This window comes from Campylobacter sp. RM16187, from assembly GCF_025319965.1.
In the GTDB taxonomy this organism is placed as follows: Bacteria; Campylobacterota; Campylobacteria; order Campylobacterales; family Campylobacteraceae; genus Campylobacter_A.
On record NZ_CP012549.1, the window covers coordinates 1666215 to 1681704 of the forward strand.

At 36.7% G+C, this 15490-nt stretch carries 15 protein-coding genes and 1 tRNA gene; 5 read left to right on the top strand and 11 right to left on the bottom strand.

Translation table 11 applies throughout. From position 1 onward, the window contains the following. Nucleotides 1-66: 66 nt before the first annotated feature. Nucleotides 67-1527, bottom strand: a complete 1461-nt coding sequence (gene gpmI, locus CDOMF_RS08855; RefSeq protein WP_260951617.1) for a 2,3-bisphosphoglycerate-independent phosphoglycerate mutase — start codon at nucleotides 1525-1527, stop codon at nucleotides 67-69. A 74-nt stretch (nucleotides 1528-1601) separates the two neighbouring features. On the opposite strand from gpmI, the gene mraY reads away from it, so the two are divergent. The 3 genes from mraY (at nucleotide 1602) to CDOMF_RS08870 (ending at nucleotide 4013) form a co-directional block, all read left to right on the top strand. Next, nucleotides 1602-2666 carry a phospho-N-acetylmuramoyl-pentapeptide-transferase gene (gene mraY, locus CDOMF_RS08860; protein ID WP_260951618.1) on the top strand — a complete coding sequence of 355 codons (1065 nt, stop codon included), beginning with the start codon at nucleotides 1602-1604 and terminating at the stop codon, nucleotides 2664-2666. Further along, nucleotides 2666-3871 carry a UDP-N-acetylmuramoyl-L-alanine--D-glutamate ligase gene (gene murD, locus CDOMF_RS08865; RefSeq protein ID WP_260951619.1) on the top strand — a complete coding sequence of 402 codons (1206 nt, stop codon included), beginning with the start codon at nucleotides 2666-2668 and terminating at the stop codon, nucleotides 3869-3871. The genes mraY and murD overlap by 1 nt, the downstream gene beginning before the upstream one ends. Nucleotides 3872-3937: 66 nt before the next feature. After that, nucleotides 3938-4013 (top strand) — tRNA-Phe (locus CDOMF_RS08870). A 417-nt stretch (nucleotides 4014-4430) separates the two neighbouring features. Here the strand turns inward: CDOMF_RS08870 and CDOMF_RS08875 are convergent. Together CDOMF_RS08875 and CDOMF_RS08880 are read right to left on the bottom strand one after the other, a co-directional pair. Beyond that, nucleotides 4431-4928: a hypothetical protein gene (locus CDOMF_RS08875; protein ID WP_260951620.1), complete on the bottom strand. Its 498-nt coding sequence runs from the start codon at nucleotides 4926-4928 to the stop codon at nucleotides 4431-4433. A 62-nt stretch (nucleotides 4929-4990) separates the two neighbouring features. Then, on the bottom strand, nucleotides 4991-5857 hold the full coding sequence (locus CDOMF_RS08880) for a helix-turn-helix transcriptional regulator (protein ID WP_260951621.1): 867 nt from the start codon (nucleotides 5855-5857) through the stop codon (nucleotides 4991-4993). 112 nt (nucleotides 5858-5969) lie between these two features. Here CDOMF_RS08880 and CDOMF_RS08885 point away from each other — a divergent pair, with 112 nt between their 5' ends. Continuing rightward, complete coding sequence (locus CDOMF_RS08885) at nucleotides 5970-6266, top strand: hypothetical protein (protein WP_260951622.1); 297 nt, start codon at nucleotides 5970-5972, stop codon at nucleotides 6264-6266. A 54-nt stretch (nucleotides 6267-6320) separates the two neighbouring features. Continuing rightward, nucleotides 6321-6482, top strand: a complete 162-nt coding sequence (locus tag CDOMF_RS08890; RefSeq protein WP_260951623.1) for a hypothetical protein — start codon at nucleotides 6321-6323, stop codon at nucleotides 6480-6482. Between the two features lie 585 nt (nucleotides 6483-7067). Here CDOMF_RS08890 and CDOMF_RS08895 read toward each other — a convergent pair. From CDOMF_RS08895 to CDOMF_RS08930, 8 genes are read right to left on the bottom strand one after another with little or no spacing between them, the layout of a single operon-like run. Then, on the bottom strand, nucleotides 7068-8081 hold the full coding sequence (locus tag CDOMF_RS08895; RefSeq protein WP_260951624.1) for an HP0729 family protein: 1014 nt from the start codon (nucleotides 8079-8081) through the stop codon (nucleotides 7068-7070). After that, nucleotides 8074-9579: a hypothetical protein gene (locus CDOMF_RS08900; RefSeq protein WP_260951625.1), complete on the bottom strand. Its 1506-nt coding sequence runs from the start codon at nucleotides 9577-9579 to the stop codon at nucleotides 8074-8076. The genes CDOMF_RS08895 and CDOMF_RS08900 overlap by 8 nt, the downstream gene beginning before the upstream one ends. Further along, entirely contained in the window at nucleotides 9576-11390 is a 1815-nt protein-coding gene (locus tag CDOMF_RS08905) for a hypothetical protein (RefSeq protein WP_260951626.1), read from the bottom strand. The genes CDOMF_RS08900 and CDOMF_RS08905 overlap by 4 nt, the downstream gene beginning before the upstream one ends. A gap of 45 nt (nucleotides 11391-11435) precedes the next feature. Beyond that, nucleotides 11436-12251 carry a hypothetical protein gene (locus CDOMF_RS08910; protein ID WP_260951627.1) on the bottom strand — a complete coding sequence of 272 codons (816 nt, stop codon included), beginning with the start codon at nucleotides 12249-12251 and terminating at the stop codon, nucleotides 11436-11438. A gap of 2 nt (nucleotides 12252-12253) precedes the next feature. Continuing rightward, nucleotides 12254-13966 (bottom strand): hypothetical protein, encoded by a 1713-nt coding sequence (locus tag CDOMF_RS08915; protein ID WP_260951628.1) that lies wholly within the window; start codon nucleotides 13964-13966, stop codon nucleotides 12254-12256. 55 nt (nucleotides 13967-14021) lie between these two features. Beyond that, the gene (locus tag CDOMF_RS08920; RefSeq protein ID WP_260951629.1) at nucleotides 14022-14165 is read right to left on the bottom strand and encodes a hypothetical protein; all 144 of its coding nucleotides are present in this window, start codon (nucleotides 14163-14165) and stop codon (nucleotides 14022-14024) included. A gap of 9 nt (nucleotides 14166-14174) precedes the next feature. After that, nucleotides 14175-14786 (bottom strand): hypothetical protein, encoded by a 612-nt coding sequence (locus CDOMF_RS08925; RefSeq protein ID WP_260951630.1) that lies wholly within the window; start codon nucleotides 14784-14786, stop codon nucleotides 14175-14177. Then, nucleotides 14779-15489: a hypothetical protein gene (locus tag CDOMF_RS08930; protein WP_260951631.1), complete on the bottom strand. Its 711-nt coding sequence runs from the start codon at nucleotides 15487-15489 to the stop codon at nucleotides 14779-14781. Before CDOMF_RS08930 ends, CDOMF_RS08925 begins: the two co-directional genes overlap by 8 nt. Between the last annotated feature and the right edge of the window lies 1 nt (nucleotide 15490).

The following is a 15490-nucleotide window of genomic DNA, read 5'->3' on the forward strand; positions in this document are numbered from 1 at the left end:
AAGTAAAGTTAAAAAAGCTTGATTAACTTAAATTTTAAACTCGACTAAAGACCGTTAAACGAGCACCTAAAAAAGCGGCTCATCCATCTCTGTCGGCTTTTCAAGTCCCATCAGCTTAAGCACGCTCGCTGCGATATTATTCAGTCCGCCGGTTTTTACCTCTTTTACTCCATCACCTAGCACGAAGCAAAAGACATCGTAAGTCGTATGGTTCGTAAGCATTCCGCTTTTATCCCTCATCTCTTCGCAGTTTCCATGATCGCTGGTGATTATCATCGCGTAGCCCTTTTCTTTTACTTTGGCTACAATTTTCCCAAGAGCGCTATCCACTGCTTCCACTGCCTTTACGGCCGCATCAAAATCGCCCGTATGACCTACCATATCGCCATTTGCGAAATTTACCACGATAAAATCCTGCCCGTCATCAATCGCCTTTAAAACCGCGTCACACACACCCTCAGCACTCATCTCAGGTTTTTCATCGTATGTTTTAACCTTCGGGCTAGGGATTAAAATTCTCGTCTCGTTTTCAAGCAGCTCCTCAACCCCTCCGTTAAAGAAAAAGGTCACATGTGCGTATTTCTCCGTCTCTGCAGTGTGAAGCTGACGAAGTCCTGCACGTGATATGACCTGCGCTAAAGTGTTATTTATCTTATCGTTTTCAAACAAAACAGGAAAGCTAAAATTTGCGTCGTATTCGGTCATTGTGACTAAATTTTGCACTACAAAAGGACGCTTAAATTCGCTAAATTCACTCACGCCAAATGCCGCTACGATCTCGCGCATCCTATCGTTTCTAAAATTTATAAATATAACTCCATCATCTTTGCCGATCCCTTTAAATCCGTTAAAACTGGCAGGCTTTATAAACTCATCTAAAACGCCATCATCATAGCTCTTTTGGATATATTTGCTTGGTTTTTGGCTCTGTAAATTTGCACCTTCTATCATCACCTTATAAGCTTCATGCACCCTATCCCAGCGCTTATCCCTATCCATCGCGTAAAATCTACCGCAAATCGTAGCCACGTTAAATTTCTCCTCAAGCTGCCTTACAAACTCAGCCGCACTCGCAGGAGCCACGTCTCTGCCGTCGGTTATCGCATGAGCGTAAATTTCACATCCGTTATCCTTAGCAAGCTTGCACATATCATCAAAATGCTCAAGATGAGAGTGCACTCCACCATCGCTATAAAGCCCGATAACGTGGATATTTTTGCACTTTTTAAAAAGCTCTTTTAGCTTTTCGTTTTGCGCTAGCGAGCCCTCCTTAAACCCGAGTGAAATTTTTACTAAATTTTGATACAAAACTCGCCCGCTTCCTATGCACATATGCCCTACTTCGCTATTTCCCATCTGTCCTTCAGGAAGCCCAACCGCAAGCCCTGAGGTCTTGATAAGCGAATTTGGCACATTTTTAAATAGCCAATCATAAGTTGGCTTTTTGGCTGCTGCAAAAGCGTTAAATTCGGAATTTTTATTAAATCCTATGCCGTCTGTTATTACTAAAATAGTTTTTTGTTTCATATTAATTCTTTAAATTTTAGATAAATTTTAAGAGCATTATACTAAAATTACTCTTTTTAAAAATAAAGGCTCACATGTTTTATTATCTTTATGAATTCCTAAATTTTAACATCTTTCAATACATCACCGTTCGCGCAGGCATAGCCTTTTTCATCTCGTTTGCGCTTACCGTTTACCTTATGCCTAAATTTATCCTGTGGGCAAGAGCCAAAAACGCTAGCCAGCCTATCTATGAGCTTGCGCCAAAAACTCATCAGAAAAAAGAAAAAACCCCAACCATGGGCGGACTGATATTTATGATAACGGCGATACTGGCGACTATCATCTGCGCTAGGCTTGATAACAGCTTCGTTATCGCCTCACTGCTCTGTCTTGCAGGCTTTACCGCAATCGGATTTAACGACGACATATCAAAGATACTTGGCGCAAACAACCACGCCGGCCTAAGCCCAAAAGCCAAACTCATAGCTCAAATTTTAGTAGCCATTGTTGTCTCAAGCGTGCTTTACTTTAGCGGCGATATCGGAACTGAATTTTACGTGCCTTTTTATAAATTTCCACTCTTTGATCTTAAAATTTTTGCTATAGCTTTTTGGACGCTCGTTATCGTTGCAGCCTCAAACGCGGTAAATTTGACGGACGGGCTTGACGGACTCGCAGCGGTTCCTGCTATGCTTTCGCTTGTTACGTTAGGTGTTTTTGCATACATATGCGGTCATGCAGTGTTTAGCTCGTATTTGCTACTTCCAAAGATCATCGGCGTTGGCGAAACCATCATCATAGCTTCAGCTCTAATCGGCTCATTGATGGGATTTTTGTGGTTTAACTGCCACCCTGCGCAAGTTTTTATGGGAGATAGCGGAAGCTTAAGTCTTGGAGGATATATCGGGCTTATGGGCGTTATGACTAAAAATGAAATTTTGCTTATCATTATAGGATTTATCTTTGTTATCGAGACTTTAAGCGTTATTTTGCAGGTAGGAAGCTTTAAAATTTTTAAAAAGCGAATTTTCTTAATGGCGCCTATCCATCATCATTTTGAGATAAAAGGCTGGGTGGAAAATAAAATCATTGTTAGATTTTGGATCATCGCACTTTTAGCAAATCTCATCGCACTAACCGCACTAAAGATAAGATAATGAAAAAAAGCTTATTTGGATACGGCGGCACGATCAAAGCGATTGCAAAAAACTGCCTGAATGATGGAATTTGGGATATTTACGATGATAAATTTAGTGAAATTTCAAAGGATCAGTTTGGCAACAACCTTTTGCCTGTAAGCAAATTTGATCCTCAAAAAAGCAAACTTGAGATACTAAGCCCTGGCTTTCCGCCATATCATGAGCTAGTTAAAAAATCACAAAATTTGATAAGCGAATATGATTTTTTCGCATCCAAAATGCCTTTTAGCGTCTGGATAAGCGGCACAAACGGCAAAACAACAACTACCAAGATGATGCAGCACCTGCTTGAAGCAAAAGGCTCGGTAATGGGTGGAAACGTTGGCACTCCGCTAGCCGAGTTAGATACCAAAGCTAAAATTTGGATACTGGAGACGAGCTCCTTCACGCTTCACTACACAAACCTTGCAAAGCCTGATATATACGTGCTTTTGCCCATAACGCCTGATCATCTAACTTGGCATGGCGACATGAGCTCTTATGAAGCCGCTAAGCTTAAACCGCTTGGCATGATGAGCGAAAACTCTGTCGCGATAGTTCCTGAAACTTATGCGAGCACGCCTACACTCGCTAAGGTGATAAGCTATAAAAACGAAGAGGATTTGGCGAAATTTTGCGGTGTGGATGAGGATGAGATAAATTTTAAAGTGCCGTTTTTGATGGACGCTCTTTTAGCGCTAGCAGTACAAAAAATCATCTTTGATAAGTGCGACACAAACCTACTAAACAAATTTGTGATAGAAAATAATAAACTTGAAGAATTTAGCGATAAATTCGGGCGAACTTGGGTAAATGACACTAAAGCCACAAACATTGATGCGACTATTCAGGCTCTTAAACGATACAAAGATAAAAATTTACACCTCATCTTAGGCGGAGATGACAAAGGTGTTGATATGACGCAACTTTTTGAAGCTATTGACGCTGCAAACACTAAAATTTACGCTATCGGTTCAAATAGCGATAAGCTTATAAAGCTAGCTGATAAATTTAAAATTACTGCGATAAAATGCGAATTTTTAGAAGTTGCGGTAAAAGAGATAGCAAAAAATTTAAGGAATGATGAAATAGCACTACTAAGTCCCGCTGCTGCTAGCCTTGATCAGTTTTCAAGCTATGCTGAACGCGGAGATAAATTTAAAGAGTTCGTTGCAAATTTATAAAATTTAATTTTATGTTTAACCTAATTTTAAAATTTAAAAGTGTATAATCACATTTCTTTTTTAGGTGGTTGGATAGCTCAGTCGGTAGAGCAGCAGACTGAAAATCTGCGTGTCGGCAGTTCGATTCTGCCTCTAACCACCATTTCTTTATAAATCCCTATTTTATCGATATTTCGAACCTTTAAGGTTTGGCTAGGTGCCATCTTGGGTGCCATGTGTTAGTAATTTTTCTATTTTTAAAACCATAGCCATACAGTCAAAGTAGATGATATGGTCTAGAATATATAAAAAATATTTTTATAAAAATCGAACAACCTAAAAATCTTAATATTTTTTAACAACAGCCACTTAATCCAAATTAGACAAACAAATAATTCTTATACAAGTCTTAAACTTTTATTCTAGGGATATTACCAGTAAAACGACGGCATTCAAAATATTTCTTACTGGGCGAGGATACTTTTTGTCCGACAAGTCAGACAAAAGACCTCGTTAGGGATTATCCCTAAAACCCTTTTAAAGTCCATTGCAGAATGTGAAAATCTTATAAATATAGTCGCTAAACGATATCCAAATTTAAAATATGGCTTAGTCGCCTAAAAAAGATCATCAAATCTAGTTTAGCATTTCTATCGAATTTATTATCGCTTAACATATTTATCGATACTAATCTTTTGCATACGTCGTGCGCCGCGGCAGCCTCTTGAAGGTCGCGTTCGTTAAAATATTTAACGTATATACGTAAAATTTTATTGACATCTTTGATTACGCCCGTAAAGTCTTCTATCCATTGGGCATAATAAACCTTTCTCCAATCCTCCGCTTGCTTATCTAACAAAAGACAAACATCTTGCATGTATTGTTTGGCGTTTGCATCCAGAGATACTACCGAAACGTCGGCTTCGTTCAATTTACGTCCCAAGGAATAAACTAGATTAAAAAGATCGCTTCTAGCCATTTCGTATTTAGTGATAGGCAGATTTAAATTTAGATCTTCGCCGGTACTTTTGAGTTCGCTAGCGTTTTTCGAATTTTTACTCGTCAGATTTTCTTTCATAGTTTATCTCCTAAATTAAAACTATTTTAGGAGATTTTATAAAATATCTGCGACAGGTTATGTCATTTTAGATAACCCCTGAGCAAATTTTCAAATTTCTTCTTTAAATTTAAAGGTTCGACTATCTTTATAAACGGTAGCCAGTATCTTACGACCCGCAGTATCTCGTCGTCGTAAGCTACTTCTGTGCTTATGATGATTTTATCCTCTTCCTCTTGCACTACTTCGTAATTTGGCAAAAACTCTTTTCTCTTAAAATACTCCATAGCTTCGTTTTTGATTTCAAGCGTAACCTTAAATTTAGTGTCCGAAAACCAGTTTGTGTCGTTTTTCTCGATACGTTTTAAAAACTCGGCGTTTGCAGTAAACGTATCGCCCTTTATCTTTATATGTTTTATTTTAGAGAGAGTGAAATTTTTTAGTTTACCCTCGTCGTCTGCTAGTAGATACCATATGCCGCTATTATTTATTAGTTTATACGGCTTTAGTTTGCGTTCTTTGTCGTTATATTCGCAGTCTACGATACGGTTTTTGATGACTGCGGCGCTTACGGCTTCAAAGTCGTCTCTTGAAATTTGGATACTTTCAAACCCCTGGTTTTTGATTAGATAGGCCTTGTTTAGCTTCTCGTTTAAAACATCGCTAATAAATCTATCGTCTAGCTCTGGAAATAGCGACCTTGCGCCAATTAGCGCGGCAAAGGCTTTTATATCTTTAAAGCCTAGTTTGCCAAGAGCATAGTCCTCTAAAAAATATTTACCGTTTTCTTTTTGGATAGGTAGGATACTAAGCCGCTCAAAGTCTCTTAAAATAGTTCTTTTATTTACGCTAAACTCCTCTACAAGCTCGTCTATACTTAGCCTTTCACCGCTGTTTAGTTTTACTATTATTTGAGCAAGCCTGACGGCGATTTTATCGTGAGAGCGCATTTTAATCCTTCCTATTTAAATTTGACGTATTTTAGCTAATTTTTTCCTTGCGACGCAACCCGTCGCTATGCAATGCTAAATTTACGTTGTAATTTAAATCAAAGGAGATCAAATGAGTTTAAACGTAGATTTTATCCAAAAGGCTAACGAGGCGGTAGCTAAAGTAAAGAGCTTTAAGATGAGCGAACTAGCGGGTCAAATGCTAAATTTAACCCAAAGCATAAAGCTAACTAAAAAACCAATCGACAAAGATGAGCAAGAAATAGACGAGAATATCCTAAAAAGACTATCTAAGATGGAGAGTAAATTTCACGAAAACTATTTGCCTGAGCTGCTTTTAGAAATCGGCAAAGACTACGGCGAGCAGGAAAATGATGCTATAAATTTAGCCATAAACCCGCTAGCCTAGATAGGTCTAGATACGGCTTTGATCAAATTTTATTGGACGCTAACTCAGCTCCAAATGGCCATAAGCGTTCAAAACCTACAAGCCGGTATGAACGGAAGCAGTAAGGTAAGCGAGATGAAAGAAGCCCTAAGGCAACTGCAGGCTATGGCGCAAAATCTAGCAACTATTGCTGCGGAGTATGATTGGGAGGCGAGTGAAGTTGAATTCGCACTATGATAAAATCAAGGAAAAAAATGGACGCGAATAGGTCTTTTACAAAAATAAGCGATATTTTAAAATAAATCGCCGATAATACAACTTTATGTAAGGATGCCGACGAAGTTCGGTATTATAAAGAAAGATTTGCGAGTTTTGAAAACATTATCAATAATCTAGAGCTAGGCAAAGATGACGATCTTAAATTTAACGAATACTACAAAATAAACGAATGGCTAGCAAAAAGGCAAAAAAGAATAGAAGGGCTAAAATCCAAAAACTCCTTTGAGCTCAGCCCTTTGCGCCGAATTTTAAAAATACTCGATCGAGCGCTGAGTAAGATAGTTTGCGAGCTGATAGCGGTGTCGCTCAAAGCAAATAATCAAAGCGAAAATTTGACGCGCGAGGACCCAGCAGCTCATTACCCGCCGAGGCACCGTAGCTGTAGCGCAAGCGCAAGCAAAAGGCAAAAAAGCCGCGTTAAATGCTGCTAGAAAAGCTGTAAAATCGGCAGCGCTTTACGGCTATTTTAACGCCGAAGATGTGTCAGTGTATATTAAAACAGATGCTGCGCCCGGCATATCTTTAGAAGATATGCAAGAAATATTAGGCATTATGGCAAGGGGCTTTGGCATGGACAGTTTCGTTTCGCAAGTCCTGAAGTTCGGTTATGACCTTTGGTAGAGTTCTAGTTATGTAGTTTTGTAGTAAATTCCCCTCAAGTGCATCCTGGATAAGTCGGTTTTTGAAAAGAAATTTATAGGTTCCTAAATTTGGTTTATTTTCAAATATATCGCTTACGGTAAAGCTCGTGCCCTGCACTTCGTATGGGATTTTTAATATAGACGGCTTTATCTTTGCGAGTTGTTCCATGAGAACTTTAACGAAGGCGTAAATCTCTTGCTCCATAGTTTTTGAGTATTTGACCACGACGGAGCTAAGGTCATAGAGCGGGTTAGCTATATTATCGAGATATTCTATCTCGGCGGAGATGATATTTTCTATGCTATCTGGATGCATTAGATTTATTAGGCTTCGTCCGAAACAGTAATGGATCAAATTTCGCTTTATCTCTAAAAACTCGGCGCTTTTATAGATGTCGGGATAAAATTTGCCATCATCCTCAAAATAGCGCGTCTCTTGCTTCATCTTTATAATCAGAGGATAAACGTAAGCATTGCCGTATACTGCGTAAGTATGGCCGCTTACAGTAAAATTTGCCAGGTAATCGTCTCTAACGCACTCAAAGTCGTTTCTAACTAGCTCTCTAATATCGCTTATGATAAACCACTTTTCTACATCGAGTCTTTTTTCTTTATAATACTCGGGCGCTATCTCGTTCATATCTTCACTAGTTACCGCAATAACCTTTGCTACGAACAAATTTGAATAATCGGTTAAGAATAGCTGCAGATACTTACCGTCACTGTCGCTCGAATTTAAGCTCTCGTAAATTTGCTCAAGCTCGGCTTCGTGAGAGTTTATCATATCTCGCCGCTTGCTTTTTATCTTGCTGAAGGCCACCTTGCCTTTGCTGATTAAAATTTTAAGGTGTTGCTCGATGACGTCGCTTTGGTAGTAGGGGTTGTAGAGGATGAGGATGTTGTGCATTTTAATCATTCCTCACCATAAGACAGAGTTCTTTTTCTATATATTCATCTACTTTTTCAGGATCTATCTCGCCTGAATTATACCAAGCATTTACCTCCTTTAATCCTAAATATCCGAACCTAACCCATCCAATCAAATTTGTTCTTAGCAAAAATTCCACCATATTTCCCCCGCTGCGTATGCCTGCATCTGCTACATCTATCATACAAAGCGTTCCATGCCCAACCAATAACATACGCCTTAGTTCCGGAATATTGGCATTTGGTATGCATTCTTTCCAGCCTTTTTCATGGTAGAGCCTTGCTTTCAAGACATACATGACTCTTATAAGGAGCTCAGTTATTAAAACCGGTATTGCCATGACTATACCGTGTCTTAGGTCGTAACCTTGCTCAAAAACCTTTGAACAAACTACGGCAAATGTCTCCTGTTGCTTTTCTCCAAATCTACCGAAATTCATTAATTGTGTTAGCTCATAAAAAGGTATAGGTATTCCGCTGCCTCTACCAGCAGCACCAGATGAACCTATCCAGTCAGACATAAGGTGCCCAAACCAATTACAAAAACCACAAAAAATCTTAGCAATAAAATTACCGCCTTGGAGCTCAAATGTATCAGTTTTAATTGTTATAAGTCGCCCATTACTTACAAAGCTTGATGTATTTGTAAATTGGTTTAATATTGAAAAAAATAAACCTATTAAATCAGGCGAATGTCCTAAGCTTTTTAAATGATGATTTGATGGACTCAAATTTTCAACCAAACCACCGGTTCCTTTTTTGCCACTTGTAGTAGATTGGTCATAATTTATTTTAAATTTATTTTCCAAAAAACCTATTGCACTCTTTAGTTCATTGCTTCCTTTTGCCTTAGCCTTTTCTTTATCCCATCCCAACATCTCAGCAAATTTCATAGTCACATCATTTGCTTTTTTGTCTACAAAATTTCCTAAATCACTTTCGCCAGGCTTTCCAACAAATAGTACATCTATTATTCCGCCTATGACGCCGCAAGTGCCGGCTATCATATAGTCATATTTATCGCAATTGGCGTTTTTATAAGCAAAGTCTTCTTTGATTCTCTTTTGAAGTTCCAGAATCTGACTTTTGGACATTAAATTTCTAAATGGATCATCTGATAAATTTAGATTATACTTTTTGGCATACTCATCTACAGAATTTAAATAATCAAGCCACGACATATTCTTATTAAAATCAATTTGTTCCAAAGAGTCTATTGCGGCAACCCTATCATAAACTGGCTCATGTTCTAGTTCTTTTTCTACTGCATCCAAGTTTACATCTATCTCGTTGTTCCTACTAGTATTCTCTAGTAATTCCTGCATTTGACCCATGAGCTCATCAAGCAAAACATCGCTCTCGCTTTGTGATTTTTTTATATCATCTAGGTTATTATTTATTTCATTTAATTTGTTGGTAACAGTTGAAACCTGATGTTTTTGGACTATTACGGCATTTGCTTCATCGACTAAGTGTTTTTCTTTCACTTTAAAATACCTTTAGCAAAGTCGGTAAATTTATCGAGCCCGTCCTGTGCCTTACCCTTTAAAATATTGCCTACATCAAAATAACCAATACCACTAAAAATATCAGCCATTTTCTCCAATGTTTGAGTATCTATATTATCTTTAATTTTTACTATTTTCTCTTTTTTGTCGTTTTTATCTACTTCTACTTCCTTATAGTTATTTATTATTAATTCAAACATAAATTCTTTAGTTGGATCACTAGTTAATTTTTTTAACCTAGAAACATCTAGCAGATCGGGACATTGCAATTTATTGACGCTATTCTCGTATGTATCTTGTTTGAGAGTCATACTCTTAGCAGCACCGACGAACTGCTTCACCATTTTTTCAAGCTGTTGAATTTTTTGATTTTTGTTTGCATCTGATTGTCTTACGTCATTTAATTTTAATACTATGTAATTTATATCCTCTATTACGTTACAAATACTTTTCTGGGTTTGTTTAATAGCCTCATGGAGCATAAGTTCTCTTTGTTTATAATTACTAACTTGATTTGCACCAGTCAAATATCTAACTCCTTGATATGCACCCACACCAATTAGTACTGCAACACCGATACCTGTAGCCATAGATGATAATCCAAGAATGCCACCCATGCCAAGAGTTGCAAGTCCAGAGGTCATACCTGCAGCACTTAATCCAAATACAGAACCGGATATATATACTGCACCAAGTGGGACACCAACGCTTGTAGCTTTTGCCGATAAGTCTTTCATTAGGGTTTTTATCTTATCGTCGTCAAAATTGTTGTAAAGTATGCTGTAGTCTTGCTTAATGGTATCAAAGGCTAGTCCAATGTCACTATCATTTAAGCCAAATAAACTCTTATTATCTTGTATAAATTTTACATCTTTTGCGTCAGCCTTATTAAAATCATCTATGCCTATAAAATGAATATTTGCTATATCTTTTACCAGTGATATCATAATCGATTTAAACTGTGATCCGTCAGAATTTGCTTTTATATCTTCTAAAAGTTCTTTTATATCTGTTAAATTTTCAGATGATACATCAGACATATAAGCTCTAACTTCGAATCTAGGCTCTTTGCCGGCCTCAAGTCCAACCCTATCCATAAGCAAAAATATTTCCGCAAACTCTTTTTCGTCTATTTCATTGTCATTTGATAATGCTGCATTCACAATGATCTTTAAATATGCAACTTTTAAAGGATCAGGCATGTCGGCTATTATTTTTAGCTGATTTTCATCCTTAAAATTTTCATGTTGTAAAATTTTATTAATAAATTCTTCCAAAAACATATAGTCGCAATCGTGTAGGCCTTTTATAATAACACTTTCTTTTTCTGGGTCTTTAAATTTTATTTCGACATATTCATAATCAAGCTTGGAATTACCATTTTTATCCGTTTTATATTTTTGTCCCCACTCTGCACTTTGCATTTCATCGTATACAAAAACAACTGGATCAGTTAGTATGACTTTTTGTATCATCTTAGTACCAGTAAATAAAAGACCTTCTTCGCACGAGCCAGCCAATGTATGATCAAAAATAGCTAGTATAGAGCTAAAGTCATCGCATTTAAAAGCCTTAGAGGCATTATCAAGATATTTTTTATCGAAAGGAGCTACTAGTACTTGGCTATTAGTTGTATCGCTTAGTTTGTTTACAACCTTATTTGCAAGCTTACCAAAAAAACCGGAAGTCATTTCAACAAGCTCATCATCAAGCTCTCTATTATCTCTTTCAATCCAACTTTTTGAAATCATATATGCGTTCTCTTTAATGTACGTATTTACGTTATTCATTTTTAGCTCCTTGAATAAATTTTGATAGCACCAATAGATTTTTCATCATAATTTGAAAAAATGCAAAACAATACTAACTGCCGATAGCAATAATGCAACAATAGCTATAATATAAACTTTAGTATCCTTTTTTGATTGGAGTTCTCGTAAAATTTCGGTATTAGCCATTATGTCTTGCGCATTTTTGGCTATTAGCTTTTCTTGCTCTTGATCTAGCCGACCCTTTTCATCCATATGCAAAAATAGCTCTCTTATCTTATCGGCACTACTTTGTATAGCTTGGCCTTGCTCTTCGTCCACCTGATGCTTTTTATCTAAGCGAGAGTAAATTTGATCTATCTTGTCATCAAGTCTTGCTTGACTTGCGGCAAATTTATCGGCTGCATCCAAAATATCACAAAATGCCTTTGCACTTTCACCGCTAAGCTTTGTAATGTTGCCATTTGCATCTTCTAATCCATTTTTAAATAAGAATAACATTGCCTGTTGGAGATAAATTGAAAATTTACCTGTTAGCTGAGTAAATTTAATTGACTCCTTAATAATATTTGACAATTCAAAAATTGCTTCATTTTGTTTTATTTGACCTTCGATTGTTATTTTTAACCCATTAGCTATCTTATCTTCTCTGCTCTCGCCCGCGATGCCAAAAGAAATAATATTTTTTATATCTGATCCACCAGTGTCAAGCTCACTTGCCTCGGTCGATAATTTTTTAGCCTCCTCAATTTTTTCATTGATTTTAATGATATTTGAAAATATCTCCTCGGCTTTTTCTCTTGCTAGTTTTTCCAGTTCACTTTGAGGCATACTTTCTAAAATTTCGACAGAGAGTATTTCATTTTTTGCTAATTCGGTCATCACTACTCCTTTGTAATTTGTTTTAATTTGGATCTAAAATCTGCTATAGTTTTAGAAAAATTTTCCACAGACTCGCTTGCTTGTTTCGCACTTTGGTCGATTTCCAGCTTGGCTTGTTCAAGCCTAGCGTGACTTTGTTTAATATCGTTAGAAAACTCCTCATACGCTTCACCAAGCACAAACCAAGTTTGAGCGGCTTTCATATGGACTATCTCTCCACTTTTAGTCATAAGTTGGATTTGGATTTTACTTTCTTTTGCTTTAGTTTGCGCCTTATCCATAAAATATAAAGCAACAGTGGTTAATAGCCCGCCACACATTGCACTAAGTGTTACGGCTATTGCATCACCAACTGTTTGATCCCCAAAAGGCAAAGGGAAACTCATAATCGGAGTAAGAATAGGTACTGACAATAAAAGTTTTTCTATGCCTTCCGTTAGCCCAAGAGATAAAGCACCGATTAGCCCGGCCGTTAAAACTTTAAGAGCTTGATAGTTTATTTCATCTTTCGGCATATCGGCTGGTGGATTTGCTAAGATTTTAATAGCTTGAACTAGCGAGACAACTCCTGCACGTATTATTGCTACAAATCTTTTAAGCGTAGTCGCAAATAAATTTATAGCAAATACTACGATATTTGATAAAAAGGCAGTAATACCAGCCTCAATTGAACCCGCAAATATGTCTTTATATTTTGATTTCAATTCGACTAAAATGTTACTTGCTCTATCTTTAAAGCGACTAAATATTTCTTTTAAAGTTTCGTTTCCTCTTTTTTCTAAAGTCAAGCGAAGTTCTATCATAATTCCTTGCATCAAATCTTTCAATATAACACCGAGAGCTGAGTAAGCTGCCATTTTAATTGCATCTTTTCCACCTGTTTGTAAAAGCTCTTTTGAATTTTTCTTTAAAGCTTCGATTGTTCTTTTTTTGTTTTCATTTCTTTTCGCATTATTATATTTTTGTGTTGCTACCCCCTTATCCACTTTTGAGGTATACTCGCTATTACCATCTTCAAGCCATTCCTTTAAATTGCTATCTCTCTTTGAGCGATTAACGCCACGATCGGCATAAATTAGATTCTTATCGCTTGATGCTATTTCTGCTCTTTGTTCCACGCTAAGATAGAGATGATTTGAAGCATTCGACTCTATTTCTTTGACGGATACTATATGCTCTACGTCAGTGTATGATTTTGGTATTTTTTTGCCAGTATATCCATCTACTACAATCTGCTCCGTATTATCAAGCATCGCCTTATAATTCTTGTGCTTATCATAGTGCCGGCTACGATATTTTTGCCAATCCTCGCCTTTTAGCTCCTGTACTTTTTTAAATTCTTGATATTTACTTGCGTCTGATTGATTTGAAGTTATGCCTTTCTCAAAATTATGAGTCGTAGTTACACTACCTCCGTCACGAGCATCTATAAATAAGCTAGCCAACCCAAATTGTGAGGTAATAGTATCTAAAACATTGTCCTTGCACAATTCGAGAAGCGTTATGGTTTGTTCTTTTGGCAATTTGGATTTTAATTCCTCAAACTCGCTCAAGGCATTTTCAAGATGCTCATTTAGTTGTATTTGGTGTGCCCTAAATTCCGAGTTTTTATCTAAGATTTCAAATTCATTTTCTATTGATTTTAAATTAATATTTAGATAGTTAACACTGCTTATATCTGACGTATTATTGTTTATTTTAATTTGATCTTCCATGCCTTCTCCTTTTTTGAGATTTTGCTATTTTAGCCTATTTTAAACAAAAACCGACTTAATTCAAGTCGTCCGAATTTGCCTTTTTATAAGCCCTTTTTACGCCCTCTTTCACCGCTGGCAAATAAAGATTCAACGCTAAAAATTTAATGATTTTATACATAGCGTAGCCAAACGATAAATCTAAAACCGTTCTCCACATTTTAGCTCCTTATCCTAGTTTAATTTTTAGCCTTTGAAAGGCTCTTTTGGCTTGCTCGTTTATCTCTTCGCCGTTACTTGTTAAAGTTGTGCAAGAAATAGCGTTTACTACTAGATTATTTAAATTTATAAGCTCTGATAAAAACTGCATTTGAGTATCGTTTAACGAGCTAAAATCGTCGTTTAACGATACTATCTCGTTAATAGTTGTAAAATTAACAAGCTTGTTTGCTTGTGATAAAAGATAAGTAAACTCTCTCAGAAGCTGCAAATTTTCATCGGTTGTATTAAAATTTGAGTAATCATCTTTTATCGGCGTCATTCTAAGCAGAGATATATTTGGCTTTATGTTTCTTATCTCGGCAAGCGCTGTTTGAAGCTCAAAAAATATCTCAAAACTTTTGCTTTTCATGGATTCAAACGCATAAAATACCTCTCTAGTCTCACCAGAAAAATCAGCCTCGATATCCTCCTCAAAGCCTCTTTTTACGCTCTTTTTTACAAAACTTACCGTATCGTCTAATATATCGAAAAATCTTTGCCTATTCGTATAGCTTTGCAAATACTTTTTAACTCCATAAACTCCTGCCCCCAGAGCAGCTACAAATATAATTTTATTCATAAATTTTCTCCTTAAAAAATTTTTTATCGTAATACCTTTTATATACTCCCGCCGCATCTTTAAAAATCGTTGCTATTTCTTTCATTCGCGTGGCGGATCTTAGCTCTCTTAACGCCTTAACTAAAACATTGTTTAGTTCAACTAGCTTGATGATTATCTCCTGTTGTTCTGTATCAAATTTACAGTAATCTCTTGGCTTTTGTTCCGCTGTATCAAGCTTGGAAATGTTGTTTTCTATCATGCGCTCCAATGCATAATCTATCATTAAATTTAGATCGCACAAAATCTGCAGATCCTCTTTGGAGTCTATAAATATATAGAAAAATTTGCTAAAATTTTTGGCATCGGAGTCTTTAAATCTCAAGATCTTTTCGCCGCTGATAGACGAGTAAGCGGATTTTAGATCCGGCAAATTTTCTACGTTTGATAGTTTTTCTTGCAAACTTCCCAATGACACAAAAAGACGATGAATCATTTCGTTAAATTTATGACTTTTTTCCACTACTCTAGCTTCTAAAAAAATATCACCCTCAAGGCACACCAAGTTGGCTATGTCTGTTTCATTTGTATCAAGGTTGTCCATTTTGATATTGTTTTGCGTTTTGCTACTTGGCGATGTGCGCATTTCAAATTTGTCAAGATATTTTTTGAGTCCGTATCCAGTAGCCGCCAACGCCACGCCTCCTATGATGTACTTTAGCATT